At 46.4% G+C, this 19,440-nt stretch carries 18 protein-coding genes; 4 read left to right on the top strand and 14 right to left on the bottom strand.

Features of this window, described 5'->3' with window-relative positions; translation table 11 throughout:
- The first annotated feature begins 108 nt into the window (after nt 1-108).
- From sspI to NST16_RS03825, 4 genes are all read left to right on the top strand, one after another.
- Nucleotides 109-324 carry a small acid-soluble spore protein SspI gene (gene sspI / locus NST16_RS03840; RefSeq protein WP_010335228.1) on the top strand — a complete coding sequence of 72 codons (216 nt, stop codon included), beginning with the start codon at nt 109-111 and terminating at the stop codon, nt 322-324.
- A 68-nt stretch (nt 325-392) separates the two neighbouring features.
- Nucleotides 393-1,499 (top strand): CdaR family transcriptional regulator, encoded by a 1,107-nt coding sequence (locus NST16_RS03835; protein ID WP_340884054.1) that lies wholly within the window; start codon nt 393-395, stop codon nt 1,497-1,499.
- 104 nt (nt 1,500-1,603) lie between these two features.
- Nucleotides 1,604-3,016, top strand: coding sequence for a glycolate oxidase subunit GlcD (gene glcD, locus NST16_RS03830; protein ID WP_340884050.1), 1,413 nt, complete (start codon nt 1,604-1,606; stop codon nt 3,014-3,016).
- Nucleotides 3,013-4,347, top strand: a complete 1,335-nt coding sequence (locus tag NST16_RS03825) for a (Fe-S)-binding protein (protein ID WP_340884047.1) — start codon at nt 3,013-3,015, stop codon at nt 4,345-4,347. Before glcD ends, NST16_RS03825 begins: the two co-directional genes overlap by 4 nt.
- 37 nt (nt 4,348-4,384) lie before the next feature.
- On the opposite strand, the gene NST16_RS03820 is transcribed toward NST16_RS03825, so the two are convergent.
- The 14 genes from NST16_RS03820 to araA all read right to left on the bottom strand — a co-directional run bounded on the left by NST16_RS03820 (nt 4,385) and on the right by araA (nt 19,174).
- On the bottom strand, nt 4,385-4,768 hold the full coding sequence (locus NST16_RS03820) for a VOC family protein (protein WP_340884044.1): 384 nt from the start codon (nt 4,766-4,768) through the stop codon (nt 4,385-4,387).
- A gap of 33 nt (nt 4,769-4,801) precedes the next feature.
- Nucleotides 4,802-6,598, bottom strand: a complete 1,797-nt coding sequence (cstA, locus tag NST16_RS03815) for a carbon starvation protein CstA (RefSeq protein ID WP_168748487.1) — start codon at nt 6,596-6,598, stop codon at nt 4,802-4,804.
- Between the two features lie 109 nt (nt 6,599-6,707).
- On the bottom strand, nt 6,708-7,601 hold the full coding sequence (locus NST16_RS03810; RefSeq protein ID WP_340884041.1) for a DUF4097 family beta strand repeat-containing protein: 894 nt from the start codon (nt 7,599-7,601) through the stop codon (nt 6,708-6,710).
- On the bottom strand, nt 7,598-8,152 hold the full coding sequence (locus tag NST16_RS03805) for an HAAS signaling domain-containing protein (RefSeq protein ID WP_010335236.1): 555 nt from the start codon (nt 8,150-8,152) through the stop codon (nt 7,598-7,600). The genes NST16_RS03810 and NST16_RS03805 overlap by 4 nt, the downstream gene beginning before the upstream one ends.
- A complete protein-coding gene (locus NST16_RS03800) occupies nt 8,149-8,475 on the bottom strand; it encodes a PadR family transcriptional regulator (RefSeq protein WP_003222447.1) in 327 nt (108 codons plus the stop codon). The genes NST16_RS03805 and NST16_RS03800 overlap by 4 nt, the downstream gene beginning before the upstream one ends.
- A 152-nt stretch (nt 8,476-8,627) precedes the next feature.
- Nucleotides 8,628-10,130 (bottom strand): alpha-L-arabinofuranosidase AbfA, encoded by a 1,503-nt coding sequence (gene abfA / locus NST16_RS03795; RefSeq protein ID WP_340884038.1) that lies wholly within the window; start codon nt 10,128-10,130, stop codon nt 8,628-8,630.
- Nucleotides 10,131-10,148: 18 nt separating this feature from the next.
- Complete coding sequence (gene araQ, locus NST16_RS03790) at nt 10,149-10,994, bottom strand: arabinose ABC transporter permease AraQ (RefSeq protein WP_026014752.1); 846 nt, start codon at nt 10,992-10,994, stop codon at nt 10,149-10,151.
- Nucleotides 10,995-11,936 (bottom strand): carbohydrate ABC transporter permease, encoded by a 942-nt coding sequence (locus NST16_RS03785; RefSeq protein ID WP_010335239.1) that lies wholly within the window; start codon nt 11,934-11,936, stop codon nt 10,995-10,997.
- Between the two features lie 35 nt (nt 11,937-11,971).
- The gene (locus NST16_RS03780) at nt 11,972-13,273 is read right to left on the bottom strand and encodes an ABC transporter substrate-binding protein (RefSeq protein WP_168748489.1); all 1,302 of its coding nucleotides are present in this window, start codon (nt 13,271-13,273) and stop codon (nt 11,972-11,974) included.
- A gap of 30 nt (nt 13,274-13,303) precedes the next feature.
- Entirely contained in the window at nt 13,304-14,488 is a 1,185-nt protein-coding gene (gene egsA / locus NST16_RS03775) for a sn-glycerol-1-phosphate dehydrogenase (protein ID WP_340884031.1), read from the bottom strand.
- Nucleotides 14,485-15,303: an HAD-IIA family hydrolase gene (locus NST16_RS03770; RefSeq protein WP_340884027.1), complete on the bottom strand. Its 819-nt coding sequence runs from the start codon at nt 15,301-15,303 to the stop codon at nt 14,485-14,487. The genes egsA and NST16_RS03770 overlap by 4 nt, the downstream gene beginning before the upstream one ends.
- Nucleotides 15,281-15,970 carry an L-ribulose-5-phosphate 4-epimerase gene (gene araD / locus NST16_RS03765; RefSeq protein ID WP_326128780.1) on the bottom strand — a complete coding sequence of 230 codons (690 nt, stop codon included), beginning with the start codon at nt 15,968-15,970 and terminating at the stop codon, nt 15,281-15,283. Before araD ends, NST16_RS03770 begins: the two co-directional genes overlap by 23 nt.
- A 12-nt stretch (nt 15,971-15,982) precedes the next feature.
- Nucleotides 15,983-17,668, bottom strand: a complete 1,686-nt coding sequence (gene araB, locus NST16_RS03760) for a ribulokinase (protein WP_010335244.1) — start codon at nt 17,666-17,668, stop codon at nt 15,983-15,985.
- 15 nt (nt 17,669-17,683) lie between these two features.
- Nucleotides 17,684-19,174 carry an L-arabinose isomerase gene (gene araA, locus NST16_RS03755; RefSeq protein ID WP_340884019.1) on the bottom strand — a complete coding sequence of 497 codons (1,491 nt, stop codon included), beginning with the start codon at nt 19,172-19,174 and terminating at the stop codon, nt 17,684-17,686.
- Nucleotides 19,175-19,440: the final 266 nt, after the last annotated feature.

Here is a 19,440-nt window from a genome sequence, read left to right as displayed (position 1 = left end):
TCTCCTTTTTTTAACATGATGTTATTATATCGCAAGAACAGCACATAATAAACCGGGTGCGGGGTTAGAATATACGTATTACATTTTAGAAAAAAAGGAGCGCTTCATATGGATCTTAATTTACGTCATGCCGTCATTGCCAATGTAACGGGCAATGATCAGGAGCAGCTTGAGCACACAATAGTGGACGCGATTCAAAGTGGTGAAGAAAAAATGCTTCCGGGACTCGGCGTTTTGTTTGAAGTCATTTGGCAGCACGCATCCGAGAGTGAGAAACAAGAAATGTTAAAGACGCTGGAAGGCGGATTAAAACCTGCCCAATAGCCATCAAAACCGGGTGACAGCGCCCGGTTTTTTTCTTATATAATAAAAACATGAGGGGGATCGCCGCCATGTTTTTACAACCGCTGTTAGCGAAAAAAATCATTGCCGAAGTGAAAAAAATGTACAAACGTGAAGTCATTATTGTCAGCACAGACGGCCTCATTATGGCAAGCACAAATGATGAGCGAGTCGGGCTATTTCATGAAGGAGCGCTCATCTGCGCGAAAGAGAAACGCAATGTGATCATTACAAAAGAAGATGAAAAGAGACTCAAAGGGGTAAAGGCGGGGTTGAACCTCCCCGTATTTTCTGAACGTGATGTCATCGCCGTGTTTGGACTGACGGGAGAGCCTGCTGAGATTCAGCCGTATGGAGAGCTGCTCAGGAAAATGACAGAGCTGTTCATTAAAGAATCGTGGCATTTGGAGCAGACCCAGTGGCGCGAGAGAATGCTGGAATCCTTTATGATCGACTGGCTGCAATTAAAAGAATGGTCTCCGGGTTTTCTCGAAAAGGCGCAGATTCTTGGCGTTGACCTTACCTCCCTCCGCCAGATGATCCTCATTCAAGGGCACGAATGGTCTCCCGGCGATATTGATCAAATGGCACGCGCCTGGAAATCAGTGTTTCCATCCGATCTATTCATCAGATGGGGAAATGAACGTATTCTGATTAATCACGAAGTGCCGAACCATGAACAAAAGGAGCAGCTTTTGCGGCAAATTCAGCTTATTTGTTCATTGGCTGAACGCCTCGGAAACAGCCGAGCAGCTTCCGGCGTTGGGAGGGCTGTCAGCGGCTCCGGCCTGCCGCAGTCATATGAACAGGCTGAAAAAGCGCTGGCCGTCAGCCTTAAACGCAAAACAGCCGTATGTGAGGAAGATCTTAAGCTTGACATGTGCCTGACTGAGATCAGCCCGGGCACACGACATGAATTTCCGCAAAGAGTGCTCCAGGAAGCGCTCCGAAACGAAGAGCTTATGAATACGATACGAACGCTCTTCCATCACGATTTGTCCCTGAAAAAAACGGCTGAAGAGATGCATATACATATCAACACGCTCCGCTATCGCATGTCAAAGGCTGAACAGCTGACGGGTTTAAGCTTTCAGCGTACAGAGGACATCGTCACGATGTACGTCGCGCTTTATTTTTTAGATCAAGATACAAAATAGAGAGAGTTTCAGTTTCATATTTTGTATATTTCTCCATAGAAGGCTTCTCTTTTTTTCTTTTACAATAGATTGAAAGCGTTTTTTTGACAGGGGGATGGGTGAACATGATCACCAAAGACGTAAAAGAACAGCTGATCCAAATCGTCGGACCGGAAAACTACGATGACTCGAAAGCCGGCCGTCTCGTGTATTCATATGACGCGACACCGCAATTTCAGTCTATGCCGGATGCTGTGATTGCGCCGAGAGATACACATGAAGTATCACGTATTTTGAACATTTGCAGTGAGCATCGTGTGCCGATTGTTCCAAGAGGATCGGGGACAAACCTGTGCGGGGGCACGTGCCCCACTGAAGGCGGGCTTGTTCTTCTCTTTAAGCATATGAATCAGATTCTTGAGATTGATGAAGAAAATTTGACGGCCACAGTCCAGCCTGGCGTGATTACCTTGGATATGATCCGTGCGGTTGAAAGCAAGGGATTGTTCTATCCGCCTGATCCGAGTTCTATGAAAATATCAACCATCGGAGGAAATATCAATGAAAATTCCGGCGGTCTTCGCGGCTTAAAATACGGCGTCACCCGCGACTACGTCATGGGGCTGGAGGTTGTTTTGGCAAACGGAGATATGATCCGCACCGGCGGAAAGCTTGCAAAGGATGTAGCCGGGTATGATCTCACGCGCCTTTTTGTCGGCTCAGAAGGGACACTCGGCATTGTGACAGAAGCGATTCTCAAACTCGTGCCAAAGCCAGAAACAAAGAAGACGCTGCTCGCCCTTTATGAAAATATTGATGCCGCTGCTCAAACGGTGTCAGCCATTATTGCCGAAAAAATCATACCGGCTACGCTTGAGTTTCTCGATCAGCCTACCCTTTTGGTGATTGAGGATTATGCCAAGATCGGCCTGCCGACAAATGCGAAGGCGGTTCTTTTAATCGAACAAGACGGGACAGCTGAAACCGTGGCTCGTGATATGGAAAACATCGAGGCAATTTGCAAAAAAGGCGCTGCCGTCTCCGTTCAAACTGCACAGACAGATGAGGAAGCATTCGCCCTCACTGAAGCCCGGCGTTCAGCGCTTTCTGCACTTGCCCGCTTAAAGCCGACCACCATTTTGGAGGATGCCACTGTACCGCGTTCAGAAATCGCGAATATGGTGAAAGCCATTAATGACATTGCCGCAAAATACGATATTTCGATCTGTACCTTTGGCCATGCCGGGGATGGAAACCTTCATCCGACATGCACGACAGACATAAGAAATAAGGATGAAATGGAGCGAGTCGAACAGGCTTTTGCCGAGATTTTTGAAAAAGCGATTGAGCTTGGCGGCACGATTACCGGGGAGCACGGGGTCGGGGCCATGAAAGCGCCTTACTTGGAAATGAAGCTGAAAAAAGAAGGCATCGCCGCGATGAAAGCAATAAAAGCGGCTTTTGATCCAAAAAACATCTTAAACCCTGGCAAAGTGTTTGCGAAAGATGCCAGAAAACGGGTGATGACGGAAAGATGACAACAGAAAAAGAAATGAAACAGATCCAACGTGAGTTTAAAGAGCGTATGGATGAGAGCGAACTTTTGAATTGTATGCGCTGCGGATTCTGCCTGCCTTCTTGCCCGACCTATATCGAATCCGGTTTTCAGGAATCTCACTCGCCGCGCGGGCGAATCGCCTTAATGAAAGCAGTCGCCGACGGTGTGATTGAACCCGATGAAGATGTCGAGCGTTCACTGTCTCTTTGCCTCGGCTGCCGCGCATGTGAACCGGTATGCCCATCAGGCGTTAGATACGGACAGCTGCTGGAGGAAGCAAGAGATATTATCCACCAAAATAAAAAACACTCGCTCAGCACACGTTTTATGAGAAAAGCGGCTTTTCAGGAGCTCTTTCCGCATCAAAACCGGATGCGTTCGGCTGTGAGTCTCATCGGTTTATACCAGCGGTCAGGGCTGCAGACAGCTGTGCGAAAAACCGGCATGCTCCGCATTCTGCCTGAGCATTTGCGCACGATGGAAGCCGTTCTTCCGGATGTGCCTAAACGTGAAGAAATGAAGCAACGGCCGCACTTATTGCCGGCGGCCGGCCCAGCTAAAAAAAGGGTTGCCTTTTTTTCAGGCTGTTTAATGGATACGATGTTTTTGCCGACAAACAATGCCACGCTGAAACTGCTGCAGCTGGCAGGCTGTGAAATTGTCATCCCGCCTGAGCAGGCATGCTGCGGCGCGCTGCATGGTCACAGCGGTGAAAAAAATGCAGGACAGGAGCTTGCGAAACAAAACATAGCCGCGTTTGAAGCGCTAGACGTAGATGCTGTCATTACAAACGCGGGCGGTTGCGGAGCCTTTCTCACCGAATACGGCCATTTGCTGAAGGATGACCCCGAATGGGCGGAGCGGGCTGTTTCATTTGTTAAGAAGCTAAAAGATTTTTCATCCGTTTTGATTGAGCTTGATTTTCACCAAAAAGACTTGCAGTTTGAGACACCGAAGCTGATTACCTATCAAGATTCGTGCCACTTGAGAAATGTAATGCATACATCTTTGGAGCCCCGAAAGCTTCTTCAAAGCATCAAGGGAGCTGAATTCAGAGAAATGGATAAAGCGGACAGCTGCTGCGGATCAGCGGGAATTTACAATATTGTCGAAGCAGACATGTCAATGAAAATACTGGATAGTAAAATGGCTGCTGTCAAAGCAACAGAAGCAGCGGTCATTGTAACCGCCAATCCAGGCTGTCTTTTACAGATGAAGCTCGGCATTGAACGAGAGGGATTAAGCGGCAGGGTTCGAGTTGTTCACCTTGCGGATTTGCTATTGGAAGCCGCCGGGCCGCTAACATCATAAGAAAGCCCAAAACAGTGTCTGTTTTGGGCTTTGTGCTTTATTCCATCGGACTGCAAATTTCAATATAATGTCCGTCGGGATCGGCGATATAAGCGACCGTCTGTCCCCATGGCTTCACTTTAGGCTCCCCGATAATGGTTACACCGTGTTCTCTTACTTTTTTGATGACCGCTTCGACATTTTCAGTGACAAACCCGATTTCAAATGTTTGTGAAGAAACGGGTGTTTCCGGTATCTCTAACTGCGTCATTTCCTTGACACTTTCTCGTGTATTGAGCGCCAAAATGGTCGAGCCGGTATCAAACTCTACATATGTGCCGTGTTCTGCGCGGATCGGCAGCCCCAAAATATGCTGATAAAAATGAATCGAGCGCTGGCTGTCCGATACATACAGGATGATATACTTCATTGATAAATTCATATCTTTTCCCCCTTAAGGTTTCCATTTTTCCTTCTATCCCGGTATAGAGGCTTCCATTCTTAAGCTAGGATCTCTCCACATCTGCGCCCATTTTTTCACTGCCGCCACGATAATGATGAAGCCTAACAGCAGCATGATGATAGATAAAACGCCATTCAGGACACTGTACCCCGCAGCGTCTGGATTAAGATACACATAGCGCACCATCCAATAGCCAGCGTAATTCACAGTCACATATAAATAGGCGAGCGGAATGAGGCAGGTTAGGATATAACGGCGTTTGTCGGCGATTTTCAGCACAATGGTTGCACCGATAATCAGACCCACTGAAGCCATCAGCTGATTGGAGACGCCAAACAGCGCCCAAATGGATCCGATATCTCCTGAGTAAAGCAAATAGCCCCACATAAAGCAGGCAAGCGCACTGGCAAATACAGCTCCGGGAATCCAGTCCGTTTTCTTCAGCGGCTTATACACCTCTCCGAAGAAGTCCTGAATCAAATAGCGTGCCACACGCGTGCCGGCGTCGATCGCCGTTAAAATAAACACTGCTTCAAACATAATGACAAATTGGAAAAAGTATGAGGCCAGATGGCTGAAAAACGGAATTCCGGTAAAAATATAAGTCATCCCTACCGCAAGCGTGACGGCTCCCCCTGTTCTTCCCTCTAAGTCCAAACCGATGTCCCTGCTCAGTTCAGGCAAATGCACAACATCCATGCCGAGCGTACGGAAAACCTCAGGCGTGCTGTTGATCGCAAAGTAATCTGCAGGCTGCAAAGCAGTCGCCGCAATCAGCGCCATAATGCCGACAAGGCACTCAACAAGCATTGCACCGAAAGCAACCGGCTTCATATCACTCCATTTATTAAGCATTTTCGGCGTGGTGCCGGAACCGACAAAGGCATGAAACCCCGAGATCGCGCCGCAGGCTATCGTAATCGAGATGAATGGCCAGACAGGACCCGCAAGCACCGGCCCGCCTCCTTTTACAAATTCCGTAAAAGCCGGAAAAGGAATGGACGGATTTACGACAAATACACCCGCAATTAAAGCGATAAACACACCGATTTTCATAAAACTGCTTAAATAATCGCGCGGTGCGAGCAGCAGCCAGACCGGCAGCGCCGCTGCAAAAAATGCGTAAATCGGCAACGCAATTGCGAGCGTTTTCGTATCAAGGGTTAACAGATCACCAAATGCGGTAGTCTGCACCCAAGGGCCGATAAACACTCCAGCCATTAAAAATACAAAACCAATAGAAGACGCCAGCTTTAAATTCCCTGTTTTCTTATACAACAAGCCGACGCCCATCGCAATCGGTATCGTAATCCCTACAGCAAAAGTCCCCCACGGATTCCGTTCAAGCGCATGCAGCACAACCATCGACAGGCCGGCCATCGTAATGGTAATAATAAACAGCATAGACAGGCCCGTACAAAAACCGGCAACAGGACCAAGCTCATCCTTCGCCACTTCTGACAGTGACTTTCCGTTTTTACGCATTGACGCGAACAGCACAACAATATCATGAACGGCTCCCCCTATCACCGCCCCGATTAACAACCATAATAATCCCGGCAAATAACCGAACTGCGCCGCGAGAATCGGTCCGACCAACGGCCCGGCCGCCGCAATGGCAGCGAAATGATGACCGAATGAAACCCATTTATTCGTAGGCACATAGTCTTTTCCATCCTCAAGCGCATGTGCAGGCGTTGGCTTTTCATCATTCACTTTGAGAACCTTCACCATCATAAATGTTCCGTATAAACGATAGGCGATAGCCAATATACACATTGACGCTATCACAATTGTAACCGCATTCATTTCTCCCCAACCCCTTTGCTGTTTTCATAAATATATCATATTTCATGGTGAAAAGCGGTCATTTTTTCCTATTCAAAAAAGCCGGCTTGAATGGGCCGGCTTGAGGCTGTTAGTTTAATTCAAAGTCTCCTGATGTTGTACGAACGTTTAAAAGATTAGAGGTTCCGCTTTCACCCATATAGCCTGTAATACGACGATCTGATTTTTCTTGATACATGATTTGATCTAAATTAACTGACGAATCACCTGAGTCAGTCTGAAAATCTACTGCCAAAGATGCCGGTTCTTTCTGATACTCTACGGACACATCTCCACTCGTTGTATTGATGCTGATGTCTTCGTTCTTTTGCCCCTGAAGAAGATCAATATCCCCGGAGGTTGTCTTATAGCTCATCTTTTTAGATGTTGCGCGGCTGCTTTCTATTGATCCGCTTGTTGTCTTTACCTCACCTTGCCCCAATGAATTTTGGTCTGCTTGAACATCTCCGCTCGTTGTTTTTACCGTCATCTCGTTTTTGATGCGTGAGTCCTTCAGCTCAATATCTCCTGATGTAGAGTCAGCCGCTGATTGATCCGTTTGCACATTTTCAATCAGAATATCGCCAGAGGTTGTCGTTACGGTTATCTCATCATACTTCTTTTCCGGAATAATGATTGTGATTTTCATATCCTTTTCGTTGCTCCACGGTATAAAGGAGATGCTATTCCTGTGCTCTTTTTGGTTAATCGTTAACGATTTGCCATCTTGGCTCACATCGAACAGCTTTTTACTTTTATCACTGATTTTTCCTTGAGCAGCTACCTGAATATCATCTGTTTGTCCGCTTTTGACCTCTGCATTCATCGAGCTCGTTGTTACCTTAATTTTTTTAATATCTGCAGCATCATAGGTTTCTGCAGCTTTCACCTCTTCATTTGTAAAATCCGAAGCAGCTGCAGAGATGACAGCTCCGATTACCCCAACTGCAAATACTGCGATCAATCCAATTATGATCTTTTTCATGCCTGCGCCCCCGTCACTAGCTTTAAGTTGTATCTGATATATCGTAAACTCATGCTATACAGCAGCTTGCCTAAATACCAAAGCCCTATACAAGATAGCAGTCCCAGACTGCCAAATGCGAGCGATAAAAAGAACTCCAGCATCATGTGCGTATTCGTATGAAACATTACCATACCGATAAACATAATCGGTGACACAGAAAGTGCAAGCGCCGCCCCGCATAGACCCACGTACACTCCAAAAATGCCAATAGCCGGTCCCAGCACGAAAATCAAATTTAACATGCTTATCGCTGCTGCTGAACACACCATGTGAAAGAGGTTCTTCTTAGGGCGCTGCACTGCTGGAGCAGTTTCCGTGACATCTGGAACCAATTCCTTTGCAATTTGTTTTGGAGAGCCGAGTTCCCTGATGATATCAGCTTCTAGCCTGCCTTCTTTCATCCCTTCGGTAATATGTTCTTCAAAATCAAATAAGATCTCACTCCGCTCTTCTTCAGAAAGCGGCTGTAACGCTTTACTTAACTCCTGTAAAAACAATTCTTGATTCATCGTTCTCCTCCCCTTGCCGCATCAATGATTTGATTGACAGATGCTGTGAACTGATCCCATTCTGCCAGCAGCAATTTCATTCGCATGAAACCAAGCTTTGACATCGTGTAATATTTTCTGGCAGGCCCTTCGGAAGACGGCGCCATATATGTTTCTAAATACTCTTCTTTCGTCAGTCTTCTGAGTAGAGGATATAAGGTGCCTTCTGCAATCGCCATGTGCCTGGAAATGTTTTGAGAAAGCTCATATCCGTATTGGTCTTTTTCAGATATTAATACGAGCACACATAGCTCCAATGCTCCCTTTTTAAATTGAGCATTCATCATAAGATCCTCCTTGAGGCTTATTCATTTTGTTTATTTTTTCCACCGGTTAACCATATCGTAACACCTACTATTGAACATTACAAGGTACTGAATCATATCCACTGTAAAAAAAACAAAAACCGGAGAATGATCTCCGGTTTTTGTTTCTCTTATGACTGTTTTTTCAGACGGATCACATTCCATGAAAGCGGCGTGAAATGTGCAGTTAAGCCGTTCTCGCTGACGGAAGACGTTCCGTTGGAATGCGGGACGACATTTTTTCTGTTATGCTGGTTTGTCGCTTTAATATCCTGATGCTCGAGTACGATGTGCTCTGCGATTTGATACGATTCAAAGCCTCTGAGCGAAATCTCCGTCTCCATCTGATCCTCAGCTTTGTTTACCGCAAAAATGGTGAGTGTTTCTTCCTCTTCGGAGTACACAACAGCGGCGTCAACATACGGCACATCAGTAAAATCAGCGCAGTCATACTTCGGTGAAGAAATAAGCGGTTTCAGTGACTCTCCTCGGCCGTAGACAGAAGCATGCATGTACGGATAAAAAATCGGCTGTCTCCATGCTTCTCCGCCTTTTTCCGTCATGATCGGCGCGATGACATTCACAAGCTGTGCAAGACACGCGATTTTCACACGGTCTGCGTGCTGCAGCATCGTAATGAGCAATGAGCCCACCAATAAGGCATCTTCAAAATTATAAATGTCCTCTAAAATCGGACGCGCAGTAATCCACGGCTCCACTTTTTTATCAGCTTCATTTGAGTGATACCATACGTTCCATTCGTCCAGAGAGAGATTGATTGTTTTCTTGCTACGTGTTTTTGCTTTTACATAGTCACAAGTTGCAGCGACAGATTTAATAAAATGATCAAGATCCATAGAACGGGCCAGATAGTTTGGCAGATTGTTATCCCGGTTTCCGTAATACGTATGGAGAGAGATATAGTCTACATGCTCATACGTATGCTCCAGCACCTTCGCTTCCCAATCGATAAACGTCGGCATGCCGCTGTTTGAGCTGCCGCAGGCAACGAGTTCAATTGATGGGTCAACCCATTTCATGACCTTGGCAGTCTCCGCGGCTAGCCGTCCGTATTCGTCAGCGGTTTTATGCCCGATCTGCCACGGGCCGTCCATTTCGTTGCCCAAGCACCACGTTTTGATGCCGTACGGCTGTTCATAGCCATGCGATCTTCTCAAATCACTCCAGTAAGAGCCTTTCGGATGGTTGCAGTATTCTACGAGATTGCGGGCAGCATCTATCCCTCGCGTGCCGAGGTTAACAGCCATATTGACTTCTGTGTTCACCTTTTTTGCCCAAGTTAAAAATTCATTCGTTCCCACTTCATTGGTTTCTGTCGTTTGCCATGCCAAGTCAAGGCGTCTCGGGCGTTTCTCGACAGGTCCGACGCCATCCTCCCAATTATACCCTGATAAAAAGTTTCCGCCCGGATAGCGGATGATCGGAACCTGCAATTCCTTGATCAACGCCTGAACATCCTTACGAAACCCGTTTTCATCAGCCTGAGGATGATCAGGTTCATATATACCTTCGTATACAGCACGCCCCATGTGCTCGATGAACGACCCGTAAATCCGTTTGTCGACTTCACCAATTTTATATTCTTTGTCCACAATCACTCTCGCTTTTTTCATTACACGTTTCCTCCTTCATTATCCTTTGACTCCGCCTACTGTCAGGCCGGAGATAAAGTACTTTTGGAAAAACAAGAAAATGATAATCACCGGCAAGATGGCAAATACTGAGCCGGATATGAGCATGTCGTAGTTGTTTCCGTAAGGGCTAAGCAAGCTGGAAAGCCCGATTGGAAGCGTAAACATTTCTTTCGACCGAAGCACAATCAAAGGCCATAAGAAGTTGTTCCAGCTGTTTAAAGACTGGAGAATGATCATCGCTCCGAATGCCGGTTTCATCAGAGGCGCCATAATCCTGAAAAAGATGCCGAATTCCGTGCATCCGTCCATCCTTGCTGAATCCAGCAGGTCTTTTGGAAGGCCGAGTGCATATTGCCGGAAAAAGAAAACAGCTACCGGCGAAACGATAAACGGCAAAATGACACCCGTATACGAATCGATCAAATGCAGTCCGACTGTAAGCTTAAACAACGGGAGCATCATCACCTCAAGCGGGACCATCATAATAATCAGCACAAGAACAAAAATGATATTTCTGCCTTTAAATTCATAAACCGCCAGCCCGTATCCGATCATCGAAGAGAAAAACAAGGTTAGCACTGTCGTTAATAGACCAAGCACAAGGCTGTTAAAAAACCATTTAAAATAAATACTGCCGCCGTTAAACAAAAATGTATAGTTATCAAGACTCATCACTTTTGGATCAATGTCAACATTCAGCCCCACCCGTAAAAGCTCAGATGATGGCTTTAATGATCCTAAAAGCAGACAGAAAATCGGGAAAATATACAACAGGCTCAGCATGATAAAAAATAGAGTAAGCGCGATTCTGTACACCCGAAACTGAGGACTGTGCCGCAACATTTACCCCTCCCCCTTAAACGAGCCTGACAGTTTTAATGAAATCAGGCTGACAACAAGTATGACAATCAAAAGCACAATGCCAATGGCCGCCCCGTATCCCATTTCATTGTAAGCAAGGCCCTGCTGATACAAATATCCGACAAGCGTCAGTCCGATATTACCCGGGGAATTATTTTGCCAAAGGACGTAGCTTTCCTCAAACATCCTGAACCCGCCAATGATGCTGATGGTTAAAACATAGACGGATACAGGCTTCAGAAACGGCAGCGTAATGTGCATAAATTTTTTCATCGTATTTGCTCCGTCAATATCAGCGGCTTCGTACAGCTCTTTCGGCACATTTTGCAGTCCGGCCAAAAAGTAAAGGATGTTGATACCCATCCATCTCCACGAAGCAAGCAGCACCATCAAAAACATGCCGGTATGTTCATTGTTCATCCAGTTCTGCGGTGAAAAGCCGAGTTTGAGTAAGATGGAATTGGCCAGAGACGTTTCCATTTCTCCGAAGATCAGACGAAAAATAATCCCTGCCACAATGGTGGAAGTCAATGCCGGAATGAATAGTGCTGATTTGAATATATTTCTAAACTTGACCAGCTTTGAATTCAGGAATATGGCCAGAAGCAATGGAACTGGAATCAGCACAATCAGCGTCCAAAATGTATACTCCAGCGTATTAAAAAGGGCGGTATAAAACGTCGGGTTGTTAAGCGCGGTGTAATTGGATAACCCGACAAACGTCACCTCTCCAGGCAATATTCTTTGAAAGCTCATGATGAAGACACTAATGATGGGGTATAGAAAAAAAACAAGAAAGGATAATACAAATGGCGCTGTAAACAGATAAGGCGCCGCTTTTTTTGAATAAAAAATACCTCGCCAGCCTGATTCTTTCGCAGCCGAAGGAACGGGATGAGCCGTTCCCGTTTTCACAGGTTTCATGAGAACCTCCCCGCTTTCACTTTTTGAATGGGATTCTATTTCTGTTTCAGTTCACCTGCCGCTCTGTCCAAGGCTTGTTTTGGCGTCTTTTGCTGAGATTTGAGCGCGTCGAATAATACGCTTCTGTTGACAAGGTCTGAAGCCTTGGCAAAATCCTCATGTAAATAAATCGGATTGATTTCATCCTTGATATCGAGCAGCACAGAAAAAATGCCTGTTCCGTTTTGGAAGTAATCCGTGTATTTGTTTTTCTCTTTTAATTCCTTGGAGCTCCAGACATCCCAACGCAGCGGATCGAACCCGAGCACACTCCAAAGCTTTTTGTTTCCTTCTTCAGAACCCTTCGCAAAGGCGAGAAACTCTTTCGCTAATTCGACATGTTTGGCCTGCTTTGGCACAACGGTGGCTGTGCCGCCCAAACCTGCTGAACGATCGCCTCCTTCTTCCCATGCCGGAAGCGGCCGAATGGCAATCTTCCCTTTCAGATCAGGCATATAATCTATGAATCTTCCCATATACCAAATCGGCATCAGAACAGAAGCCGCTCCGCCTTGGTTCATAAAACCGTAATATTCTTCACTGTGATGCCCGCCGCCCGGTGCGGCGATCATTGTTTTATCATTAATCATGTCTTTTAAATACTGAAGCGTTTTTACATTGGTGTCATTATTCAGGATCAGCTTTCCGTTTTTATCAAAATACCCTGAGTTTTGCTGTGAAATCATTGATAAAAACGTAGCTGAATCATTTGTTTCCACCGTTCCCATCGGCTTTCCGGTCGCTTTGCGCACTTTCTGTCCGGCTTTGCGGTAATCATCCCATGTTTTAATATCATCCGGGTTGATGCCGGCCTTTTTCATAATATCCATGTTATAGAACATCACCGTCGTCCCTACATGAGTATCCAGCCCATATAGCTTGCCGTTTTTGCTGTACAGCGTAAGACGCGCCTCTACGAATTTATCCCTGTCCTTTTCAATAAGCGGGGACAAATCGGCAAGCGGGACATCGGAGCCCTTCAGAAAGTTTGAAAACCGGGCCAATTCGACATCTGCAATGTCAGGCACGCCTTCCCCGGCGATTAAGGAAATCGACAGATTATCGTGCATTTGGCCATACGGATAAACGACCGTATTCAGTTTGATTTGACGGTCAGGATATTTCTTATTCCACTCTTTCACCATTTCCACATAAAACTGCTCATGAAGTCCGTTAAATGTCCAAAAAGTCAGCTCCGTTTCACCCGGTTTACCGGATGACCGTTCCGCTGAACACCCAGCGATGAATAATGTCAAAACCATCATGAGCGCAAGAAAACAGGCAGTCATCTTTTTCATCTACGTTACCCCTTCCATTCGAGGTGCGGGCTATTCATAAAGACCATGATTGACAAGCGTTTTGTTTTCATTGATGAGTCTTAATCCGGTGCAGCGGTCTCTTAAGGTGTGCGCGTGTCTGAAGGCATTCTTGACGGAATCCTGCCCGACACCGATTTCGTCAAAATACGCAGGACCTCCGGCAGATTTCAGCCAGCCGGCCAGCTTTTTTCCTTCCGGCAGCGTTTCATAAGCCGATTGAATGACTTCCCTTTGACGTGGAGAAAATTCATTCAGCCCTTCAGCCTGGATCAGCTTTCTGTACGTGTCAGTCAATAAAACGGCCGCACAGCCCACTTTTGCCCCATGGAGAATCTGAGGCCGTTTTTTCTCCATTAATTCCATCTCAATCCAATGGGAAATATGATGCTCCCCTCCTGATGCAGGACGGGAATGGTCCAAAGCCAGCATGACAAGTCCCGATACAATTAAGGACTCCATCAGAACCCGGATGCCAGTTTCCGTTTTCATTGCAATGTCTTCAGCGTGTTCGATACAGGCATCAAGTGCTTCTTGTACGAGCTTTGCGCCTATTGGTGAATAAGGCTCACCAGCGAGCTGATGAGAAATGTTCCAATCAGCCAAAGACGTCATTTTGCCTAGCATATCCCCAAATCCGGCCGCCACCATAGGCTGCGGCGCCGCTTTTAAGATATCAAGATCAGCGAACAGCGCGGACGGGGCCTTCGTTTGAATGGTTGTTTTCGTACCGTATAAAATAATGGGCGCACCAGCTGATGTAAATCCGTCAACGGATGGGGCGGTTGGATAAGAAATAAACGGCAGCCCCCTCTGGAAGGCGGCAAAACGCACGATATCATGGATAGTCCCCGAACCGACTGCAATCATGATATCTGTTGATTTTTTTGTGTGGACCAGCACATGAATGAGTGATTGTTCATCTGCCGTCACATCTCCTGCTTCATTTTCTGGAATAATCAGGCACTCCGCCTGAAGCCCTTCCTTTATCAAGCGGTCTTCTAACTCGATCCCCGCTATGCGGTGCGTATTCCGATCACAGACAAGGACGATACGCTGATCATTCCTTCTTTTTACATAATCCAACAACCGATCGGCTGCTTGTTTTTCAAGAACAATTTCGTCTACTCCTAGAGGACATGTCATCTCCCCCGCGTGTTCAAAAGCACGCTGAACGTTAGCTGCGATATGATTCATAGCAGAATCCCCTCCTCAGCCAGTTTGGTTATATCCTTAATGGACTCCAGTACATAATCCGGCGTATATAAACGCTGTTCTCCCGGTTTCGCAGAACCAGTCAGCACTAAAGCGCTCTTCATGCCATACAGCTTTCCCATTGCGATATCAGATTCAATGCTGTCTCCTATAATCATACATTCAAGCGCGGAAAGTCCCAGCGCAGTACAGGCAGCCTCTGCCATCAGCCATGATGGCTTTCCGACGACAAGCTCCGTCTTCGCCTGAGCAGAAGCTTCTATCGCCCCGATCATTCCCGCAACGTCGATGGCATTTCCGTCCTCATTTGGAAAATAGCGATCTTTGTTCGTGGCAATTATACGAGCGCCTGCGGCGGCCGCTTTAAAGGCTTGATTCAAGTCTTCGTAGGTGAGTGTTTCATGAAGCGAGATGACAAGCCAATCCGCTCCCTTCGGTTCATCCGCTGTCTGGACACCCGCCAGCCTCAGTTCGTCTATCAAGCCCTGTTCTCCAAGCACCCATACCTTTGAAAAACGATAGTTTCTTTTTAAAAAGGCTGCTGTCACACTTGATGACAAGACAATTTCGCTTATATCTGCATCTATACCGGCACCAAGCAGTTTTTTTCTGCACATGGCACGGGAGATATTTCCCCGGTTGCTCAAAAAGACGATTTTCCTTCCCATATTTCGAAGTGTACTGATGGCTTCTCTTGCTCCATCGATCAGTTCGTTTCCTCTAAATACGGTACCGTCCAAGTCAATCAGAAAACCGGCCGGTGACACTGCGGGATTATGACTGGCCATAATACGCATTTGCTCCGTGTTTTCGATAAAAGTGCTTTTCGTGGAGAACAGTATTGATCGGGCTGACATTCTTGTTCAGCATCATAGAGTGATACGCCATTTCCGCAACCGTTTCTAACACCACCGCGTTATGAATGGCGTTTAAGGCGTCTGTGCCCCAGCAGAACGGGCCGTGGTTATTAACGAGCACACCCGGCACCTGCTCGTATTTATGATGCTGAAAGGTCTCCGCGATCACTTTGCCTGTATTCAGTTCATAGTCATGGATAATTTCTTCATCGTACATTTCTCTTGTACACGGAATTGCACTGTCGAAATAATCGGCATGTGTCGTGCCTAAAGGGGGTATGTCCCTTCCGGCTTGCGCCCAGCTTGTCGCCCATTGAGAATGGGTATGAACAATCCCGCCGATATTCGGAAACGCGTGATACAAATAAACATGAGTGGGTGTATCAGAAGAAGGTTTGAGCGAGCCTTCTACGACCTCACCTTCCAAATTCAAAACAACCAAGTCATCGGCTGTCAGCTCGCTGTATTCGACTCCGCTCGGTTTAATGACGATTAACTCTTTTTCACGGTCAATACCGCTTACATTTCCCCACGTAAAGGTCACCAGCTGATGCTCTTGAAGCTTCAGGTTGGCAGCCAGCACCTCTTTTTTTAACGTTTCAAGCATGCTCATCACCCTTTATGAATTCTTTTGTGCGGCAGATGAAAATTGAAGATTTTTTATCGTTTTCAGACGCTTCATGACATGATTCTCTTTTCCGAAATATTGAACCAGCTCTTTATATTCAGCGTATAGCTTTTCATATACGGCGGCATGTTCAGCATTTGGCGTATAGGATATATCTTTCAGTTTCCCCATGTGCGCCGCTGCCTCTGTGACATCATCATAGCCGCCGTTTTCTTTACCGGCCGCAAGCGCGCCGAAAATGGCAGAGCCTAAGGCTGGGGCTTGCGGTGAACCTGAGATTTTAATATCCATGTTTGTGACATCCGCATAAATCTGCATGACAAACGGGTTTTTCTCAGCAATACCGCCAGCTGCGTACAGCTCTTCAATTGGCACACCGCTTTCTCTAAATGTTTCAATAATCATCCTTGTGCCGTATGCTGTTCCTTCAACTAACGCTCGGTAAAGCTCTTCAGGTTTTGTCAGCAGCGTCATGCCAAGCAGCATCCCTGTTAGATCAGCATCAACTAGAGTTGAACGGTTTCCATTCCACCAATCCAGGGCAAGCAGGCCGCTTTCACCCGGCGCTTGCAGATTTGCTTTCTCGCTCAGCAGCTCGTGAATACTGATGTTTTTTTTCTCAGCTTCGTCTTTATATGCTTGCGGGACACACGTTTTTACAAACCAGTCAAAATGATCGCCCACACAGGACTGTCCGGCTTCATACCCCGCAAATCCCGGCAGAATGCCGTTGTCCACGACCCCGCACATGCCGGGCACAATGTTTACCTCGTCTCCTAAGAGAACGTGGCATGTTGAGGTTCCCATAATCATCAGCATTTTTCCTGGTTCTGTGATACCGACAGCAGGAACAGACACATGAGCGTCAACATTCGCAACAGCAACCGCTGTTCCCGGAAGAAGACCAGTCAGCTGTGCCATTTTTTCCGTAAGCCCGCCTGCTTTTTCCCCCACTGAGTGAATCGATCCCGCTAACTTGTCTTTTGTAATCGTTTTCATTGCAGGGTGAAGTTTTTCAAAGAAATCCTCTGAAGGATATCCCGCTTCTTCACTCCAAATCGCTTTATAACCGGCTGTGCAGTTGCTTCGCTTCAGCGAGCCGCACAGCTGATACACGATCCAGTCAGCTGCTTCGATCATCCGATCAGCTGCTTCATAAATGTGCGGCGCTTCTTCGGCAATCTGCATCACCTTCGGAATCATCCATTCTGATGAAATCTTTCCTCCGTAGCGCTGTAAAAAAGCTTCTCCTTCTTCTTCGGCGATTTGGTTGAGCCGATCAGCATGCTTTTGGGCGGCATGATGCTTCCAAAGCTTCACATAGCTGTGCGGCTCCTCTTCAAATTCCGGCAGCATACATAATGGCTGCCCTTCACTGTCGACAGGCAAGATCGTACATGCCGTAAAATCAATTCCGACCCCGATGATCTCTTGTGGATCAACACCAGTCTGTTCAAGTAATGACGGAATCGTTGTTTCCAAGACTTCCAGGTAATCTGCCGGATGCTGAAGCGCCCAGTCCCGCGGCAGCTTTTGACCCGTTTTGGGAAGAACGGTATCAATGACAGCATGTGGATATTCTTTGACAGCAGCGGCCAGCTCTTCTCCAGTTTTGACGTGAACGAGAACCGCTCTTCCTGATAATGTTCCGAAATCAACACCTATTGTGTAAGCCAAGTGACATCCCCCTCTCTACTTTTGAAGCCTGTAAAGCGCCTCGTTCCATTTCAATTCATGTTTCAGCTTGTGAATCGATGTATCATGAGAAATTAAGATACTTTCAACCCCCGCCATTTCCGCCCAATCCATCAATTGCTCCGCTGTCAATTCGTAAGACAAGCAGGTATGGTGTGCGCCGCCGGCTAAAATCCATGCCTCCGCCGCTGTTTTTAATGAAGGCTCAGGCTTCCAGAGAACACGGGCGACAGGCAGATTCGGCATATCTTTCTCAATTTCCTGTCCGTTTACCTCATTGAGCACGAGACGGAAACGCCCTCCGATATCAACCAGACTCGCTTGAATGGCTGATCCGCTAATGCCATTGAATACAAACCGCGCCGGGTCATCCTTGCCTCCGATAGACAGCGGATGAACTTCAATTTTCGGCTGATCCAAAGCAACTGTCGGGCACACCTCCAGCATGTGTGAGCCAAGAATCATTTCATTTCCAGGTTCAAAATGGTACGTATAGTCCTCCATGAAGGACGTTCTTTTACCTTCAGCCATGATTTTCATCATCCGGACGAGTGCAGCCGTCTTCCAATCACCTTCTCCGGCGAACCCGTAGCCTTTTTCCATAAGCCTCTGAACAGCCAGCCCAGGCAGCTGTTTCATTCCGTGCAGCACTTCAAATGAAGTCGTAAAAGCCGTGTATCCGCCTTGTTCAAGAAAAGCGGTTAGGCCAAGTTCAATTTTCGCCTGTTCTTTAATGGACGCTACCTTTGCTTCGTCTCGTTTCGTTTCCTCGCTGATGACATAAAGCTTGTCATACTCTGCATAGAGTGTTTCGACCTCATCGTCCGTAATTCCATTCATCACTTCGACAAGATCCCCGATGCCATAGCCGTCAACCTGCCAGCCGAATTGAATATGCGCTCCCACCTTGTCGCCGTCCGTTACTGCAACGTGACGCATGTTATCTCCGAATCTGGCAACCTTGATATGTCTGCTTTCATTTAGCGCAGCCGCCGTATTCATCCACTGAGAAATTTCTTTCTTCACCTCTTCATCATCCCAATAGCCTGCGACAACTTTACGGCTCAGTCCCATACGAGAATTGATGTACCCGTACTCGCGGTCGCCATGTGCGGATTGGTTGCTGTTCATAAAATCCATGTCAATCGTATTCCATGGAATATCCCGATTGTATTGAGTGTGCAGATGCATAAGCGGTTTTTGGTAAGAGGAAAGGCCTTCTATCCACATTTTTGCGGGAGAAAATGTGTGCATCCATGTAATGATTCCGGCGCATGTTTCACTGTACTCCGCTTCTCTTAACAGCTGTCTGATGGTTTCCGAGGAAGTGACAACAGGTTTATGCTTAATTTTATATCTGGAAGAAATGCCGCTAAGCCCCTCACAAATGCTTTTTGCATGCTGGTCGACCAGCTGCAACGTTTCTTCTCCATATAGATGCTGGCTTCCTGTTACAAACCAGAATTCATAATCTCTTGTCTGAAGCATGTTAACTGCCCCTTTCTACCTATAATAAAACGCTTTCAATTACCTAAACAGATACGTACTAATAATAAAAAATAAACTACTTTCATTTAATTTGTACGAACAACTTCATTATATTAGTAGGTTTATTTACTGTCAATCATTTTTATATTCTTTTATAAAAAGAAATGAAAGGTTACTAGGTTTTCAGGTAAAAAACATGTTCTTAAGAATATCTAATTCTACGATTTTGTCTGCAAATCAATCTTCCGTCTCGTTTTTCCATTAGA

Origin of the sequence: Bacillus sp. FSL K6-1005 (genome assembly GCF_038000225.1) — a bacterium.
GTDB lineage: Bacteria > Bacillota > Bacilli > Bacillales > Bacillaceae > Bacillus > Bacillus mojavensis.
The sequence above is the reverse complement of the archived record's forward strand: the minus strand, read 5'-3'. Positions and strand labels throughout refer to the sequence as shown.

What these genes read in the sequence shown, in the direction of transcription:
- sspI (WP_010335228.1), top strand. Translation starts at nt 109, where the DNA reads ATGGATCTTAATTTACGTCATGCCGTCATTGCCAATGTAACGGGCAAT.
- NST16_RS03835 (WP_340884054.1), top strand. Translation starts at nt 393, where the DNA reads ATGTTTTTACAACCGCTGTTAGCGAAAAAAATCATTGCCGAAGTGAAA.
- glcD (WP_340884050.1), top strand. Translation starts at nt 1,604, where the DNA reads ATGATCACCAAAGACGTAAAAGAACAGCTGATCCAAATCGTCGGACCG.
- NST16_RS03825 (WP_340884047.1), top strand. Translation starts at nt 3,013, where the DNA reads ATGACAACAGAAAAAGAAATGAAACAGATCCAACGTGAGTTTAAAGAG.
- NST16_RS03820 (WP_340884044.1), bottom strand. Translation starts at nt 4,768, where the DNA reads ATGAATTTATCAATGAAGTATATCATCCTGTATGTATCGGACAGCCAG.
- cstA (WP_168748487.1), bottom strand. Translation starts at nt 6,598, where the DNA reads ATGAATGCGGTTACAATTGTGATAGCGTCAATGTGTATATTGGCTATC.
- NST16_RS03810 (WP_340884041.1), bottom strand. Translation starts at nt 7,601, where the DNA reads ATGAAAAAGATCATAATTGGATTGATCGCAGTATTTGCAGTTGGGGTA.
- NST16_RS03805 (WP_010335236.1), bottom strand. Translation starts at nt 8,152, where the DNA reads ATGAATCAAGAATTGTTTTTACAGGAGTTAAGTAAAGCGTTACAGCCG.
- NST16_RS03800 (WP_003222447.1), bottom strand. Translation starts at nt 8,475, where the DNA reads ATGAATGCTCAATTTAAAAAGGGAGCATTGGAGCTATGTGTGCTCGTA.
- abfA (WP_340884038.1), bottom strand. Translation starts at nt 10,130, where the DNA reads ATGAAAAAAGCGAGAGTGATTGTGGACAAAGAATATAAAATTGGTGAA.
- araQ (WP_026014752.1), bottom strand. Translation starts at nt 10,994, where the DNA reads ATGTTGCGGCACAGTCCTCAGTTTCGGGTGTACAGAATCGCGCTTACT.
- NST16_RS03785 (WP_010335239.1), bottom strand. Translation starts at nt 11,936, where the DNA reads ATGAAACCTGTGAAAACGGGAACGGCTCATCCCGTTCCTTCGGCTGCG.
- NST16_RS03780 (WP_168748489.1), bottom strand. Translation starts at nt 13,273, where the DNA reads ATGAAAAAGATGACTGCCTGTTTTCTTGCGCTCATGATGGTTTTGACA.
- egsA (WP_340884031.1), bottom strand. Translation starts at nt 14,488, where the DNA reads ATGAATCATATCGCAGCTAACGTTCAGCGTGCTTTTGAACACGCGGGG.
- NST16_RS03770 (WP_340884027.1), bottom strand. Translation starts at nt 15,303, where the DNA reads ATGCGTATTATGGCCAGTCATAATCCCGCAGTGTCACCGGCCGGTTTT.
- araD (WP_326128780.1), bottom strand. Translation starts at nt 15,970, where the DNA reads ATGCTTGAAACGTTAAAAAAAGAGGTGCTGGCTGCCAACCTGAAGCTT.
- araA (WP_340884019.1), bottom strand. Translation starts at nt 19,174, where the DNA reads ATGCTTCAGACAAGAGATTATGAATTCTGGTTTGTAACAGGAAGCCAG.